Consider the following 14,914-nt stretch of genomic DNA (forward strand, 5'->3'; position numbering starts at 1 on the left):
GAAAAAACTGTGTCAGACGTTACTTCAATGTTGGACGCTATCCAGGCTCTTTTCACGACCGGATCGTTTATTCCGCATGGGCACTGCTACCTTTGGCAGCCTGAATTGGTGGCGCTGCACATCCTTTCAGACGCGGTGATTGCGATCGCCTATTACTCCATTCCGATCGCGTTACTCTACTTCGTCCGCAAACGGCAAGATTTACCCTTTAGCTGGATCTTCCTGCTCTTTGGAGCCTTCATCATCGCGTGTGGCACTACGCATATTCTGGAAATCTGGACGCTCTGGTACCCCGTCTACTGGTTGTCAGGCACCATCAAAGTAGCGACAGCAACCATCTCTCTGATTACGGCGCTGGAGCTGATACCGCTGTTGCCCAAAGCACTCTCTTTACCCAGTCCTGCACAACTGGAGGCGGCAAACCGAGAGCTAGAGCGCGAAATTGCTGAGCGCAAGCAAATTGAAGCCGCCCTTCGAGCCAGTGAAGCCCGCTATCGCGCGATCGTCGAAGATCAGACAGAACTGATCGCCCGCTTCAAACCAGATGGCACGCTGACCTTTGTGAATGAAGCCTATTGCCGTTACTTTGGACGGCAGAAAGAGGACACGATCGGCACTTCTTACAAGCCCTTTGTGGTTAAGGAAGACGATGAACAGATCGAACGTACCTTGCAGTCAATGAACCAGGAGCACCCGATCGCCACGAACGAAAACCGAGTTCTGGTTGCCGGACAACGGCGCTGGACGCAGTGGAACAATCGAATGTTGTTTGACGAGCAAGGTCAGTTCGTCGAGTATCAGTCTGTCGGGCGCGATATCACTGACCTCAAACAGGCAGAAGCGGCACTGCAAGAGAGCCAGCGATTTGCTCAAAAAATCGCTGACACTAGCCCAGCCGTGATCGATGTATTCGACCTGGCTAAGCAAGACAGCATCTACGTGAATCGTGAGCTTGGAGAGCACCTCGGCTATACCGTGGATGAGATTCAGGCGATGCAGCCCACCTTCCTGCAAACCGTCATGCACCCAGACGACTTTTTACAGAGATACGTAGATCTTAGACGCTGGAATACGGCAAGCGATGGCGCGATCCTCGGTACTGAGTTGCGGATGAAACACCGTAATGGCGAGTGGCGCTACTTCCAACGCCAGGAAACGCTGTTTGCCCGCAACCCGGATGGCTCAGCGCAACAAATTCTGGGTGTTGCGGTCGATATTACAGCCGCAAAACAGTTGGAGGAGCTGCGTCAGGCAGAAGAGCGGTTGCAGGCTTCGTTGGGCGAAAAAGATGTACTGCTGAAGGAAATTCATCACCGAGTCAAAAATAATTTGCAGATTGTTTATAGCTTGCTCCGTCTGCAACAACGGCGAGTGAAAGACAAACAGGCAACCGACATTTTGCTAGAAAGCCAAACTCGCATTAAATCGATCGCGCTCGTGCATGAAAAACTGTATCGCTCTGAAGATTTGGCACACATTAACTTGAGCCATTATGTGCCAAATCTGGCAGCCAGCCTGTTTAGCTCTTACAACATCAACTCCAATGCCATTACGCTTAAAACGTGTATTGATGATGTTTCGCTCGATATTGATGCGGCAATTCCCTGTGGCTTAATCATTAATGAATTAGTTTCTAATGCGCTGAAATACGCGTTTGCTGATCAACCCGGCGAAATTGCGATCGAGCTGCATCGGCAGGGCAACCATACCATCGTGCTCACAGTGCGTGATAACGGCATTGGGATGCCAGCGGACTTTGCATTCGCTCAAGTCAATTCGTTGGGATTAAAACTAATGAAAGATTTGGTCAACCAATTAGAGGGCACGATCGAGCTTAACCGCGATCGTGGCACAGAATTCAGAATTACCTTTGTTGGGAGTAAAGCATGATGACCGCTCCGGCTCCAACGCCCAATGTAGAAAAGGTTCAGATTCTGATCGTTGAAGATGAAAGCATTATTGCTGCCGACATTAGGGATTGTTTAGAAAACTTGGGTTATGCGGTGGTAGATATTGCCACTTCGGGCGAAATGGCAGTGCAGCTTGCGCGCACCACAAATCCTAACATCGTGCTGATGGATATCCGGCTGAAGGGCGAAATGGACGGCATTCAGGCAGCACAACAAATCTGGGAGCGCTTACATATTCCCGTAGTGTATGCGTCAGGCTATTCCGATCGCAGCACGATCGAACGAGCTAAAGTAACGGGTCCGTTCGGTTACGTCCTCAAGCCAATCGAGGAACGTGAACTGTATGTTGCGATCGAAACTGCACTACAGCGCCATCGACTGGATCAGGAGCTAGAACGGCGCGAACAGTGGTTATTCAACATCCTGCGATCGATCGGTGATGGTGTCATTGTGGTTGACGCTCATAGCCGCGTCAAATTTATCAATTTTGCGGCTGAAGTGTTAACTGGCTGGCGGCAGGAAGAGGCGATCGGTCAGAACATCACCGACGTTTTCCACCTGATCCATGAAGATACTCAATGCCTATTACCCAACCCTACGACTGACGTACTGCAAACGGGCAACGTTACTTCGTTGGCAGACAGAACGCTGCTGTGTTCCCGTACGGGTCACACCATTCCGATTGCAGATAGTATTGCGCCGTTTCGTGATGAAGCAGGCACCATCACCGGAGCGGTTTTAGTCTTCCGCGACATTACCGAGCGGCGGCAGGTAGAAGAACGCAATCTGGCGATCGCCCGGGCAGTGCAGCTAGAGGCACAAATGACGGAACTTCAAACCATCAATCAACTTAAAGATGACTTCTTGAACACGGTTTCTCACGAACTGCGAACGCCACTCACCAACATCAAAATGGCAATCCGCATGTTGGAAATTTCCTTAAGTCAACAGGGTTATCTCATAGAGAGCACCGATCCTAACCAAACCGTTCGTTATCTCACGATTTTGAGCGATCAGTGTAACCGCCAGTTGAGCCTGGTGAATGACTTGTTGGATTTACAACGGCTCAACGCTGACGCATACACGATCGACCTGACGACCGTTCACCTGCAAAGCTGGCTACCCGAACTACTAGAAACGTTTCAGGAACGCGCACTCAATCAGCAGCAACAGCTACAGATGACGGCTGCCTCTAACCTGCCGCCGATCGTGACAGATGCCTCTGCCCTCAGTCGGGTGCTGACAGAATTACTGAATAACGCGGTCAAGTATACGCCTGACAATGAGCAAATTAGCCTCGCTGTGCAGCTAATCGAAAATGCCCTATCAACCACCGTACCGACGATTCAAATGCAGGTTTGTAACTCTGGCGTTGAAATTCCGGCAACTGAACTCCCTCGCATTTTTGATCAGTTCTACCGCATTCCTAGCGCCGATCGCTGGCGGCAAGGAGGAACAGGACTAGGACTGACGCTGGTAAAGAAGTTACTCAACCATTTGGGCGGTTCCATTCAGGTCACGAGCGGAGAAGGACAAACCTGCTTTACAGTCGAGCTGCCTGTTGACTTGACCAACGCACCCGCAGGTTGACAGGAAGACTATCGGCAGGGGAGGCGGAGGCAGTAGTGGAAGCAAGGGAGCGCAATGCAGCGCCTCTTCAAAAGGGTCAAAATCCTACAGCGCTCAACCTGAGCCTCTTGCTTTTCTCCCTTTTCCCCTTCAGCCTCCCCTGCTCCCGTGCCTCCTCCGCCCCCTCTACTGCGTTGTCAGCACTTCCGACGATAGGCGGTTGAATGCTAGTCGCTCATTCTCCACATCCACAAAGATGGTGTCGCCGTTGGTAAATTCCCCACGGAGGATCGCCTTGGCAATCTGCGTTTCGAGTTCACGCTGAATGGCACGTTTGAGTGGACGGGCACCAAAGACAGGGTCGTAGCCGACTTCCACGAGAAAGTCCAATGCGCTGTCAGAGAGCTTGAGAGACATTTTGCGATCGTCCAACCGCTCTGCCAGTCGCAATATCTGAAGCTTGACGATTTGCCGTAGCTCCGATCGCTGTAGCGCATGAAAGATGATGATCTCGTCGATTCGGTTGAGAAATTCGGGGCGAAAGCTAGTACGCATTGCCTCCATCACGCGCGATCGCATCTCGTCGTAGCGATTATCGTCACCCGCAACGTCCAGAATGTACTGCGAACCGATATTGCTGGTCATAATAATGACAGTGTTTTTGAAGTCCACCGTGTGCCCTTGAGCATCGGTCACGCGTCCATCATCCAGAATTTGCAGCATCACGTTGAATACATCCGGATGCGCTTTCTCGATTTCGTCGAACAGAATCACCGCATAGGGACGACGACGGATCGCTTCCGTCAACTGTCCGCCTTCGTCGTAACCTACATACCCTGGAGGTGCACCGATCAAGCGTGAAACCGACTGCTTCTCCATATACTCAGACATATCGATACGAACCAGCGCGTCTTCCGTGTCGAACAAGTAAGCAGCGAGTGCCTTGGCAAGTTCGGTTTTACCAACACCAGTCGGTCCTAAGAAGATAAAGCTAGCAGTGGGACGGTTGGGGTCTGCTAAGCCAGCGCGCGATCGCTGAATCGCATCTGCCACAGCCGTAACCGCTTCTTCCTGTCCAATCACGCGCTTGTGCAGGTCATCTTCTAAATGCAGGAGTTTCTGCATTTCCGATTCCACCAGTTTGCTGATGGGAATGCCCGTCCACTTCGAGATAATTTCAGCAATGTCAGACTCAGTGACTTCTCCACGCAGTAGAGATATACCGTGAGTTTGTGACTGATTGAATTTATCCTGCGCTTTTTGAAGTTGCTCCTGAAAGTGGGGCAACCGACCGTGTTGGATCTCAGATGCACGGTTCAGGTCATAACTTGGACTTTGGGGACTTTCGACTTGCTCAAGCTCGGTCTTAAGCTGAGCGATTTCTTCACGCAGCTTTTGGATTCGATCACTCGACTCTTTCTCTGCTTGCCATTGAGCATTTAGGGTGTGCTGCTCCTCTCGCAGATCAGCAAGCTCTTTCTCTAACCGCTGACGCCGCTCCACCGAACCATAGTCAATCGCGCCTTTAAGAGACAGGATTTCCATCTCCAATTGCGTAATGCGACGATCAATGATCTCAAGCTCCTCCGGTTTTGAAGTCTTCTCCATCTTCAGCTTTGAAGCCGCCTCATCAACCAAATCAATGGCTTTATCAGGCAGGAAACGATCGCTGATATAACGAGAAGAAAGGGTGGCTGCGGCAACCAAGGCATTGTCTGAAATCGTGACGCTGTGGTGTGTCTCATAGCGATCCTTCAAGCCGCGCAGGATTGAGATTGTGTCTTCAACGTTCGGTTGATCGATGTAAACCTGTTGGAAGCGTCGTTCTAGCGCGGCATCTTTTTCAATGTACTTGCGGTATTCATCCAGTGTTGTCGCACCAATACAACGAAGTTCGCCCCTTGCCAGCATGGGTTTCAACAAGTTTCCGGCATCCATTGAGCCTTGTGCGGCTCCTGCTCCAACCACGGTATGAATTTCATCGATAAACAAGATGATTTGTCCCTGTGCTTCGGTGACTTCCTTGAGCACAGCTTTCAGCCGTTCTTCAAACTCACCGCGATACTTTGCTCCCGCGATGAGTGCACCCATATCCAGGGAGATTAGTTTGCGATCTTTGAGTGATTCTGGCACCTCAGCCTTGATGATGCGTTGGGCAAGTCCTTCCGCGATCGCCGTTTTACCCACGCCCGGTTCACCAATCAGCACGGGATTGTTTTTGGTTCGACGAGATAAAATCTGGATGGTGCGACGAATCTCATCATCACGCCCAATCACAGGGTCGAGTCTGCCTTCACGGGCAAACTGTGTCAGGTCGCGCCCATATTTTTCTAGGGACTCGTACTTGCCTTCTGGATTTTGGTCTGTCACCTTTTGACTTCCTCGAATCTGATCGATCGCGTTTCTAAGCTGAGTTTCATTTAGTTTAAGTTCCGCCAGCAATCCTTTACCAAAGCGATCGTCATTGGCATAGCCCAATAACAGATGCTCCACGGAAATAAACTCGTCGCCAAGCTGCTTGCGGTAGCTGTCGGCACGATCGAGCAAGCTATCCAAGCTACGTCCTAAATAAATTGATGTGCTGTTGCCAGAAACCTTGGGCTGTCTGCGAATGAACTCATCCGTACGATCGCTGACCAGTCTGACCTCTGCGCCCAGTTTATTGAAGATGCTGCTGGCAAGTCCGTCCTGTTCTAGCAGCGCCTTCATTAAGTGTTCTGATTCAATTTGCTGCTGTTGCGCCTGCTTCACAACCTCTTGTGTGCGCGCGATCGCTTCCCAGGCTTTTTCTGTAAATTGATTGGGGTTGGTTGGCTGCATGTTCCCCTCGATAAACGTTCGCTGTAGTTACTAACGTCATTGTAGAGAAGCCAGCACGATTGTTAGGGTCGGTGTTCACGCCATCTCAATGAGTATTGCCGAAACCGTAAGAGTATTTAAAGCCTCCAGTTGCTAGCATCGGCAGTCAGCCCTAAACGCAAAATTGCAACTGATAGCTACCAGGCAATCATTTAACAAACGGAGACATCATCGTAAATCTTCACAACCGCTTCAGACTCTATATATGGGGCTAGACCTTACTTTTTACTGTTGTAAACGCCAAGCGTGTAGACGATCGCCACTGCGGGCTGACGACCGAATAAAATTCTCTGTTCATTTACCAAGGATTATGGTTTAAGTGAGTGGCAAATACGTAAGATCACGATTGCAATCAGCAAACCTCACTCAACTGGGCGACCCCAGTGGGTGATGCCTTTGCAGTGGGCATTCAGTAGCATAGCGCCACGCTATACCCGTCACTGTAGCGATCGCGCACTCAAATTCGTCAACTTAACATTCAGGGGTAAAAAGTCTAGCCGTGCAATCTGACCGTAGCAACACTCAACTCATCAATTTTTTACAAAAAGAACTGGCTCTTTCAGCAGCGGCGATCGCCATGGCACTCCGTCACTCTGAGCAAGACCCCGGACCTTTGCCTATGATTCTCTGGCAGTACGGCTTGGTTTCACTGGAGCAGCTTGAGCAAATCTTCGACTGGCTAGAAGGGTAGGAGTCAGCTTTAGAAGAGAGTAGAAAGGCTAAAGGCTAAAAAGACCGATCGGCAGATCAACGTTAACTCTCTTCACTCCTGCTTTCTGCCTCTTCGCGGAAGTGAGGTGTGAGGGGTGAGGAGTAGGGAGTAGGGAGTGGGGAGTAGGGAGTGGGGAGTAGGGAGTGGGCTGAAAACCAACGGCTGAAAGCTCAACCTCCTGCCTTCTGCCTCCTGCCTCCTGCCTCCTGCCTCCTTTCCCCTACTGGCGGCTCATACGGTTTAGCAGCCAAAGCGACGCTGCAATGCCAAAAAACTGCGCCAGGATGACATTAATACTCGCTTGAACAACCAAAATGTCGAGCGGCTGAATAAACTTTGACGGATCGGTATTTACGAAGCCACCAATACCCTGATTAAACGCTTTGGCTGCCAGCAAGCCTACAGTCGCTTCTGCACCTAGCAGGGAAAGTAAGATGCCAATGAGGCTTGCAATCAAACCAGTACGCAAAACCTGAATGGTATCGGACTTGCGAGGTCGGTTGGCTGCTACGCCGTCTAGTTTGCGCCCGATCGGAATGTAGCGGAACAGCGCCCAATACATATTAAAAACCAGCACCGCGATGCCAAAGATCGTTACAAGGACACCGATCCCAGTCGTGGGGCTATTCTGGTTGGCACCGCCAGAACGACTTAGCGCACCAGCAAAAATTAAGATAACGCTCGAAACCACTGTAAGCACGAGCTGAATCCAAAGGCTAATCCAGCCTGTCATGCGAAAGGTTTTGGCAATCTCCCTTAAAGTGGGCGAGGTGGCTGACTTACCGAACATAATGCAAATGCCTGAAAGCGCACTGCTCTTAGTCTCTCATGGCAAGGCTTGATCAAGCTAGACGGTAGCAGCAACTGCTTAACTTCGATCGCGCCACTGCACGTTGGTCAAAGTCAACGCAAAAACCGGGTTTCTGCACAAAAATAAGCAGTCAGTTTTTTCGTTTACCATAGGATGCAATGAGCATTTGCGTGCGCGGGATCTGACGAGTCACTTCCTCATTCAATTCGAGTTGCTTTTATGCCTGATGAGATTCAACCACACAGTCCTGCTGTAGACCTGCCGCCTCTGCGGATTCTGATTGTCGAAGATGACCCCATGATGCAGCTAGGCTTAGAGCAATGCCTGGAAGACTACCCTCAACTGACGGTGGTCGGACAAGCCAGCGATGGCTACTTGGGCGTTGAAGCCGCACTGAAACTGAAGCCCGACATCATCGTGATGGATATTGGACTACCACGGCTGGACGGTATTGCAGCGACGCAGCAGATTAAGGCAGCCTTACCTTCTGTGCGTGTCGTGATGCTAACGTCGCACACAACCGAAACTGAAGTGATTGCAGCGCTCTCTAGCGGTGCAGATGCTTACTGCATTAAAGGCACCAACGTGGAACGCTTGTTGGCTGCGATCGCGGCTGCCCAAGAAGGCGCAACTTATCTCGATCCACAAATTGCTCGTCGTGTGATCGAACATCTCAAACCACCGACACCCACAGGTAACATTGGTCAGTTGTCTCATCGAGAGCAGGAGGTGTTGCAACTCATGGTTGAAGGTCAAAGTAATCCTGAAATTGCCGCAGCGCTTTACCTCAGCCCCAATACGGTGAAAACTCATGTTCGCGGCATTATGAATAAACTCGCTGTTGACGATCGCGTTCAGGCGGCTGTCGTTGCGCTGCGATCGGGCTTGGTCAAGTAAAGCCAGAGTCTTGTCAATCGCCTACGAACAGCTTGCAGAGCGGTATACAAGTGCACTGGAGCTGGTCTTAGTGCAGCGGCAGCCGATCAATCCAGCTAAGGAGTGCAACTCGACCATCAGTTTTCTTTCTACGACTGGTCACTTTGATAGCTGTCACCCCTCAAGCCAAACATCACGTATCATGCATTAGCCTTAGAAAGCAAAGCTTATTTCTTTCTAGGCGAACGATATTCGGATTACGATCTAGAATGAGGGTGTGCAAGCTAAAGTCCTTGTTGTCTGCCACAGAGTCTAACGTTGTCTCTGTTCATACTCTTTGCACCTCAAGTTGGACTTCTTTCGAGAAGCTCAGTTTGTTTACTAGCGATGCATGAGCAATGGAATGAGGATTCCATCATTAGCGGCTGAGAGTAAGAGTTTCTCAAGATTGCTTTCAATCATTGAGGTTCTTCACGTTTAACCCTAGCGTCCGCAGGCTCAACTGACTACAGCACCTCTTAGAACAGTGAGATCATCGACATCTAAAGGAAGGGGCTTGAGCGCCGTGTTCACAACTCACTGGATTAAAGAAACGCTATAGTCGAGGCTCAATTAACCAAACCATTGGGCTGGTTAAGTACAAAACAGGGACAATCACCAAGCAGTATAAGATTTTTACTTTGAGTGCAAATTTAATGCTTTTGGATGATGGCTGTCCTTGGGGTGTCATTGCTAGGGTATGTTTATTGTCCTCCGTTCATTCTGCACTTTCTGCAGAAAACATGAACTAACTCGTATGTCTGGATGGGAAAGATGAAGTTTGACGATATCTATCAGTTTTTTCAAGCACCGCCACCGTTTTACCTCAACAAAGAGTTAGCAGTGTGTTATGTCCTTGCCGTTTTATCGCGTGGCGATTCGTACGGTACAGAGCTGATTCAACTGCTGGAGAACGAATATCCAACTTACCGTCTCTCTGATACTGTGCTTTACAGCGCGCTGAAATTCCTAGAGGATGAGCAAATCATCGAAGGTTATTGGAAAAAGGTGGAGGGACGAGGTCGTCCTCGCCGGATGTACCAGATCAAATCTGAGATGGCGCAGCAGGCGCAGGACTTGACTCGGCTATGGTACGACTATGTCAGAAACCACAGTACTGTGGTTCACTCAAATGGGTTAGCTCCAAGTCACAATTAGCATTTAGTGTGCTTGTGATGATGTGACTGTCTTGGGTCGCGCGATCGAGTCCCCATGCTTCAGTTTTTGAGCACGCTCAGGTTCCAGATGATTAGGCTTTAGTTGTGATGATGTAGGGGGGTGACTGCTGACACTCCCCTGCTCTGACCGAATTTGTGAGACTATGACGTAAACTAAGCGGTAAGCTGTTCCAGGCAACCGTCTAAATAATGAATGTCGCTATTCTGCCGTCAACGTTCGTGCTAGCGCTGCTGATGTCGGTAGGGCTAATGTTTTTTATTCGGGCTTCGGTTAAGGATCGGATCGAAGTGGTTAGGCTTGCGTCAGAGCAGTCAGAAGTGGCACTTCTAGACCAACTGCAAAACTACTTTTCAAGCCGTGCTTATCGCATTGCAGCAACGGATGCGACACAACTTCGGGTGACCTTTGAGGGATTGGTTCGACCGAGTTGGGCAATGGCTGTTTTTTTGACGCTACTGGCAGCGATCGGTTTCCTCTGTCTTGCGCTGATGCTGACGATGCTCTTGCCCGATTTTTCTCAAGCACTGCTGGGACTAACGTTGCTATCGCCGATCGCGGGAATTTTTTACTGGCGTGGAGCTGCGCGACCTGAAAAAGTTGTGCTTCAGATTGACGGAGAGAGCACTTCAGAGCCACAGGCGATGAGTGTCGTCACAGTCACAGCGCATCGTGACGAGTTGGCAGAACTACAGCGAAACCTTTCCCTAAAGCCGCTTTAAGGATCGATCGGGCAAGCCAAAAGAGTTGTCTATTGCGGGGTAGGCATTGCTGAACCCTGGGATGAATCCATCTGACTGACCCTCACCCTAGCCCTCTCCCAAAAGGACAGGGAACCAGAGTTCTTACTCTCTTCTCCCTGGGGAGAAGGGTATAGCCCTTCGGGCATTCAAGAAAGGGGATGAGGGCAATGCATCCCGCCATTCACCAACGCCGCGGGTTATAGTCTGCTGATTCTCCCGCTGATATGCGAAGCGTCTACTTAAAAGCCTCTGCATAAGCCAAACCCCGCCTGAGAGAGACTCCGGACGGGGTTTTTGGATTAAATGCTTGGTGGATCGAGATTTTGCATGCTGTAAGGTCAACAACATACTCGGTAGCAATTGCCAAAACTGTCATCTGACGATTAACGGCTCTGAGCAACCACTGGAAGTTCATCGGACTCTTCATCCGAGAGCTTCAGACTGGGGAACAGAAAATGGTTTTCTTCAACGTATTGCGCTCCAAACAACCCCTTTTCCGCCCAGAAATACCGATCGGTGGTGTGCTCGTTGCGCTTCACAAGCAGTAAGGCTGGTGGTGCAATGCCTTCTGAATGAATGAATTTTCGAGCTGCTGTCACTGGCTTATCCTCACCGCACTCAATGCTAAACTGCGGTACATTCTCCAGAATCCTCCGTCCCTCTTGCCTTCTACGGCTTTTCCGCTTACGTCTCCTTGCCAATCCCGTTACCCCCTTTATTGTCGCTCAAGTGTAGTGATAGTTACAAAGACGACGCAAGTATATCGATTTGGGGCTAGAATTTCAACTTCTTTTAACCCAAAGATACAAAGATTTAGAACTTCCTAGGGAAGTAGGTCAGGAAAAGGTTTCAGCGTGAGATGCTGTGCACTTAAACCTACGCATTGTGATTAAAGCCTCGGAGGTTTAAGCGACTAGATTGGTAACGATGCTTGATGCTTGGTTAAAACCTCCGAGGTTTACGTAAGCCCTGATTCGGCATTTGTTGCCATTAGTAAAGCGACCTGGAAGCGCATCATTGCCAATCTACGGTAACTCTGCTCCATTGGATGTACCAATAACCGAGCTATGCTTGAGAATAAATCCCTCGTTGCAGCTTGCTCTTAGAAATCGCTTCATGCTGACGCTGAACAGTGCAGAATTCATCTCTCTTTGTCGGGCACAGGTTGTACTCCTGACGCAGACGTTGGGTGCCTCCTTGAGCGTAGTGTATCTAACGCAAGAATTAGTGGACGGCGCAGAGACACAGCTCATACCTGTAGTCGCTTATCCAGAGACGGCTGTTGATTGGCAAGCGCAGGGGGTGGCTCGATCGCTCACGTCGGCGATCGATGCTGCTAAACCTCCCCCGTGGTTACTAGCAGAGCCGCATCCTGACTTATTGCAGGTCAAGCATCTTCCCGCCTCGACATCGAATGAAGCAACCGTTCGAGCAGCAGAGACAGCGACTGATTGGCTTTGGCTTGAGAGCGATCGCGTCTCACGCGTCGAGGCGGCGACCTATTCGCCGTCGGAACATTCGCAGTCGGAACGTAGAGCGCTGGTGCCTGAGCGCCGTATCGTGCTGCCGCTGATGCACGAAGAAGTGGTGTTGGGGTTGCTGGTTACAGAGCGGAGCGATCGCTCTTGGACGGAGTGGGAACAAACGCAAATTCATCAGATTGCCGAGACACTGGCGATCGCGTGTGTCCTTGACCAGCGCTATCAGTGGTTAAAGCAAGACCATCGTCAGCAGCAGATGCTTCAAGAACAGCAGCATGACCTGCTAGATAATTTGCTGCATCAGTTTCGCAACTCTCTGACAACGCTCCAGACCTTTGGCAAATTAATTCTCAAACGGTTGTTACCCGAAGATAGCAATCGTGAGATTGCTGCTAGTCTTGTGCGTGAGACAGCGCGCTTACGTGACCTCGCCCAGCAGCTTGAATTAGCTGTAGCGGGAGCTGATGCAGTGAACCTGCCACCACTAGCGCTGCCCCCCGCTACCCAAGATCGGCAGTTAGGCGATCGTACTATGGACGATCCTGCGACGCTACGACAGGGCGCACAAAATCTGCCTCTGCTACCAGCAGCAGGCTTTCTGTCAAGCATTCCCCTCGTTCTAAAGCCTTGCAAGATAGCAACTGTCCTGGAGCCGCTGCTGGCATCGGCAAGCGCGATTGCTCAAGATCGTGACCTCAAACTACTCACCAATATTCCCGAAGACCTGCCACCTGTGAAAGCAGATGCTCAGATGCTGCAAGAAATACTCAGTAATGCGATCGACAATGCCCTGAAGTACACCCCCGCTGGCGGCTTAGTTCTATTGCAGGCAAGCGTAGGCAATGTGAAGGGGCAAACAGCAGAAGACCGACAACAGTCAGCCGAAATTGCGATTACAGACACTGGACCAGGTATTCCACCTCAAGATCTGCTTCATCTTTTTGAGCGTCGTTATCGAGGTATTCAAGCTCAAACCGATATTCCTGGGAGTGGTCTGGGGTTGTCGATCGCGCGTACTCTAGTGACACAAATGCACGGCGAAATCGATGTGTTTAGCCCTGCACGGATGAGTTGGGTAGCTCAAGAAGTGACGGGCACTGTGACAAGTAAAGGACCTGGCACAACAGTGGTCATACGACTGGCGATCGCCTAACCTTTAGATTCAGTCGGTTGACCTCAGAATGAAGAGTGGTTACCGACTACAAAAAATAACGTCATGCCTTGTGACTGTCAGCCATCAGAGAAAATCTGATAGCTGATAGCGAATACAGGAACATGCCGCTATTGTTTCACTTAGCCTTAACGAATCACGAGGTCTGATGCCAGCGTTAAGTTCAGATCCGTATTGGGATTGATCACAATTAGATCCACTCTGTCTTTACCGAGAAAGAATCCAGCAAGCGCACCCACGGCTGCACCTGGCAGAACTTCTTCAGCTTTAATGACGCGATCGCCCGTGACTCCAGAAATACCAGCCGCTGCACCAGCTCCCACAACGGTACCCGCGATGATTCTGCCGACGTTGGCACCTTTGGTCACCGTCTCAGTCCTGGTAATGAGTTCAGAATTGGCACTTACAGGTAATTGAGCACCATCCGGCAGCACAATCTGACTAGCAACAAACTGAGCGCCGCCCTGGGTCGTTTGCAGTTGCCCAATCACATCGCTGTTCACTGGAATCAGCACCTTTCCTTGAGCGTCAACAATATTCTGTGACACTTTCAGGGTGATCGGCGTGGGATTCGGTTCATTTTTGGCAAGCAGGATTTTATCTGCCTTTTCGTAGCGTACAGGCAGCGCAGTTCCAGCCGGAATACGTACTCCTTGTGGAACTGCCCCAACAATATACGGCGAATTGATTGCAGATGCCTGTCCTGTGCTTACCAATGCCTGATAAACAAAGGCGGCAACTTCAGCCCGTGTGGCTGTTTGATTGGGACCGAGTGTCTTGACATCAGGGTAGTTGACGACAATTTGCTTTTGGGTCGCGGCAGCGACACTAGGACGGGCATAGTCAGGAATACTGGCAGCATCGTTGTACGCCACCAGCACACTATCAACTGGACCAGTAGCGGCGTAATTCAGCCCGTTCGCCAAAGAGACTAGCACTTGGGCACGAGGGATGTTTTCGCTCGGTCTGAAGGTGTTGCCAGGATAGCCAGCCAGAAAGCCAGTCGTGTAAGCTTTCTGAATGGCATCGGTTGCCCAAAAACCAGCCGGAATATCAGTAAACTGTACCGGGTTGCGAGTGGGCGTTTTGTTAAACGCTTTGCTCACAATGGCGGCAAACTGAGCGCGCGTGACTGGCTCTTCAGGGCGGAAAGACCCATCCGGAAACCCAGCGATAATGCCTCGTGTGACCAGTTCTTGAATAAAGCCGCTTGCCCAATAGCTAGACGGTACATCTGGAAAGGTGGTTTGGGCAGAAGCGGGAGCCATCATGACTATGGGTGCAGCGGTTCCCGCAGTCATACCAAGAGCAACCAAAATGGCTGTCCCAGATTTCCACGCATTGACATAAAACATGGGAAAAGTTCTCCAAAGACACATTGATGATTCGTTAGATTTATAGACCTTGAAGGAGCCTGAAGGTTCCTGTGAGGAAATATCGGCAAAAAGCTTCGATTTTTAGCAGAAAAGCCGTTTTTTTGAGACTCACGATCGAGAACGGCATTTCTCCTTCTAACATTGAAGACGTATGGTTATGCAATTAGTTGCGGTTAAAATCGACAGGAGCG

The 14,914-nt window shown here is 50.3% G+C and carries 11 protein-coding genes; 7 read left to right on the forward strand and 4 right to left on the reverse strand.

Annotated features, from left to right (window positions below; genetic code table 11):
* Positions 1–9: 9 nt before the first annotated feature.
* Both AC5JO6_RS04380 and AC5JO6_RS04385 read left to right on the forward strand, forming a co-directional pair.
* Entirely contained in the window at positions 10–1,890 is a 1,881-nt protein-coding gene (locus AC5JO6_RS04380; RefSeq protein ID WP_496079822.1) for a PAS domain S-box protein, read from the forward strand.
* The gene (locus tag AC5JO6_RS04385) at positions 1,887–3,500 is read left to right on the forward strand and encodes a hybrid sensor histidine kinase/response regulator (protein ID WP_496079823.1); all 1,614 of its coding nucleotides are present in this window, start codon (positions 1,887–1,889) and stop codon (positions 3,498–3,500) included. The genes AC5JO6_RS04380 and AC5JO6_RS04385 overlap by 4 nt, the downstream gene beginning before the upstream one ends.
* Positions 3,501–3,665: 165 nt before the next feature.
* On the opposite strand, the gene clpB is transcribed toward AC5JO6_RS04385, so the two are convergent.
* Positions 3,666–6,299, reverse strand: a complete 2,634-nt coding sequence (gene clpB, locus AC5JO6_RS04390; RefSeq protein WP_496079824.1) for an ATP-dependent chaperone ClpB — start codon at positions 6,297–6,299, stop codon at positions 3,666–3,668.
* A gap of 538 nt (positions 6,300–6,837) precedes the next feature.
* On the opposite strand from clpB, the gene AC5JO6_RS04395 reads away from it, so the two are divergent.
* Positions 6,838–7,029 (forward strand): DUF2949 domain-containing protein, encoded by a 192-nt coding sequence (locus tag AC5JO6_RS04395; protein WP_496079825.1) that lies wholly within the window; start codon positions 6,838–6,840, stop codon positions 7,027–7,029.
* Between the two features lie 241 nt (positions 7,030–7,270).
* Here the strand turns inward: AC5JO6_RS04395 and AC5JO6_RS04400 are convergent, their stop codons facing one another.
* Positions 7,271–7,840, reverse strand: coding sequence for a DUF3611 family protein (locus AC5JO6_RS04400; RefSeq protein ID WP_496079826.1), 570 nt, complete (start codon positions 7,838–7,840; stop codon positions 7,271–7,273).
* 240 nt (positions 7,841–8,080) lie between these two features.
* Between AC5JO6_RS04400 and AC5JO6_RS04405 the strand changes: the two genes are divergently transcribed.
* The 3 genes from AC5JO6_RS04405 to AC5JO6_RS04415 all read left to right on the forward strand — a co-directional run bounded on the left by AC5JO6_RS04405 (position 8,081) and on the right by AC5JO6_RS04415 (position 10,674).
* Complete coding sequence (locus AC5JO6_RS04405; protein WP_496079827.1) at positions 8,081–8,758, forward strand: response regulator; 678 nt, start codon at positions 8,081–8,083, stop codon at positions 8,756–8,758.
* A 792-nt stretch (positions 8,759–9,550) separates the two neighbouring features.
* Entirely contained in the window at positions 9,551–9,934 is a 384-nt protein-coding gene (locus AC5JO6_RS04410; protein ID WP_496079828.1) for a PadR family transcriptional regulator, read from the forward strand.
* 209 nt (positions 9,935–10,143) lie between these two features.
* Positions 10,144–10,674, forward strand: a complete 531-nt coding sequence (locus AC5JO6_RS04415) for a cofactor assembly of complex C subunit B (protein WP_496079829.1) — start codon at positions 10,144–10,146, stop codon at positions 10,672–10,674.
* Between the two features lie 404 nt (positions 10,675–11,078).
* Here AC5JO6_RS04415 and AC5JO6_RS04420 read toward each other — a convergent pair whose 3' ends face one another.
* Positions 11,079–11,396: a DUF3155 domain-containing protein gene (locus AC5JO6_RS04420; RefSeq protein ID WP_496079830.1), complete on the reverse strand. Its 318-nt coding sequence runs from the start codon at positions 11,394–11,396 to the stop codon at positions 11,079–11,081.
* Between the two features lie 415 nt (positions 11,397–11,811).
* Here AC5JO6_RS04420 and AC5JO6_RS04425 point away from each other — a divergent pair, with 415 nt between their 5' ends.
* Positions 11,812–13,329: a GAF domain-containing sensor histidine kinase gene (locus AC5JO6_RS04425; RefSeq protein ID WP_496079831.1), complete on the forward strand. Its 1,518-nt coding sequence runs from the start codon at positions 11,812–11,814 to the stop codon at positions 13,327–13,329.
* 146 nt (positions 13,330–13,475) lie between these two features.
* Here the strand turns inward: AC5JO6_RS04425 and AC5JO6_RS04430 are convergent, their stop codons facing one another.
* Positions 13,476–14,702 (reverse strand): S-layer homology domain-containing protein, encoded by a 1,227-nt coding sequence (locus AC5JO6_RS04430; protein WP_496079832.1) that lies wholly within the window; start codon positions 14,700–14,702, stop codon positions 13,476–13,478.
* Between the last annotated feature and the right edge of the window lie 212 nt (positions 14,703–14,914).

The sequence above is a fragment of the Tildeniella sp. genome (assembly GCF_059505325.1).

Coding starts and splice junctions, on each gene's coding strand:
- AC5JO6_RS04425 (WP_496079831.1), top strand. CDS start 11,812: ATGCTGACGCTGAACAGTGCAGAATTCATCTCTCTTTGTCGGGCACAG.
- AC5JO6_RS04415 (WP_496079829.1), top strand. CDS start 10,144: ATGAATGTCGCTATTCTGCCGTCAACGTTCGTGCTAGCGCTGCTGATG.
- AC5JO6_RS04430 (WP_496079832.1), bottom strand. CDS start 14,702: ATGTTTTATGTCAATGCGTGGAAATCTGGGACAGCCATTTTGGTTGCT.
- AC5JO6_RS04400 (WP_496079826.1), bottom strand. CDS start 7,840: ATGTTCGGTAAGTCAGCCACCTCGCCCACTTTAAGGGAGATTGCCAAA.
- AC5JO6_RS04410 (WP_496079828.1), top strand. CDS start 9,551: ATGAAGTTTGACGATATCTATCAGTTTTTTCAAGCACCGCCACCGTTT.
- clpB (WP_496079824.1), bottom strand. CDS start 6,299: ATGCAGCCAACCAACCCCAATCAATTTACAGAAAAAGCCTGGGAAGCG.
- AC5JO6_RS04385 (WP_496079823.1), top strand. CDS start 1,887: ATGATGACCGCTCCGGCTCCAACGCCCAATGTAGAAAAGGTTCAGATT.
- AC5JO6_RS04405 (WP_496079827.1), top strand. CDS start 8,081: ATGCCTGATGAGATTCAACCACACAGTCCTGCTGTAGACCTGCCGCCT.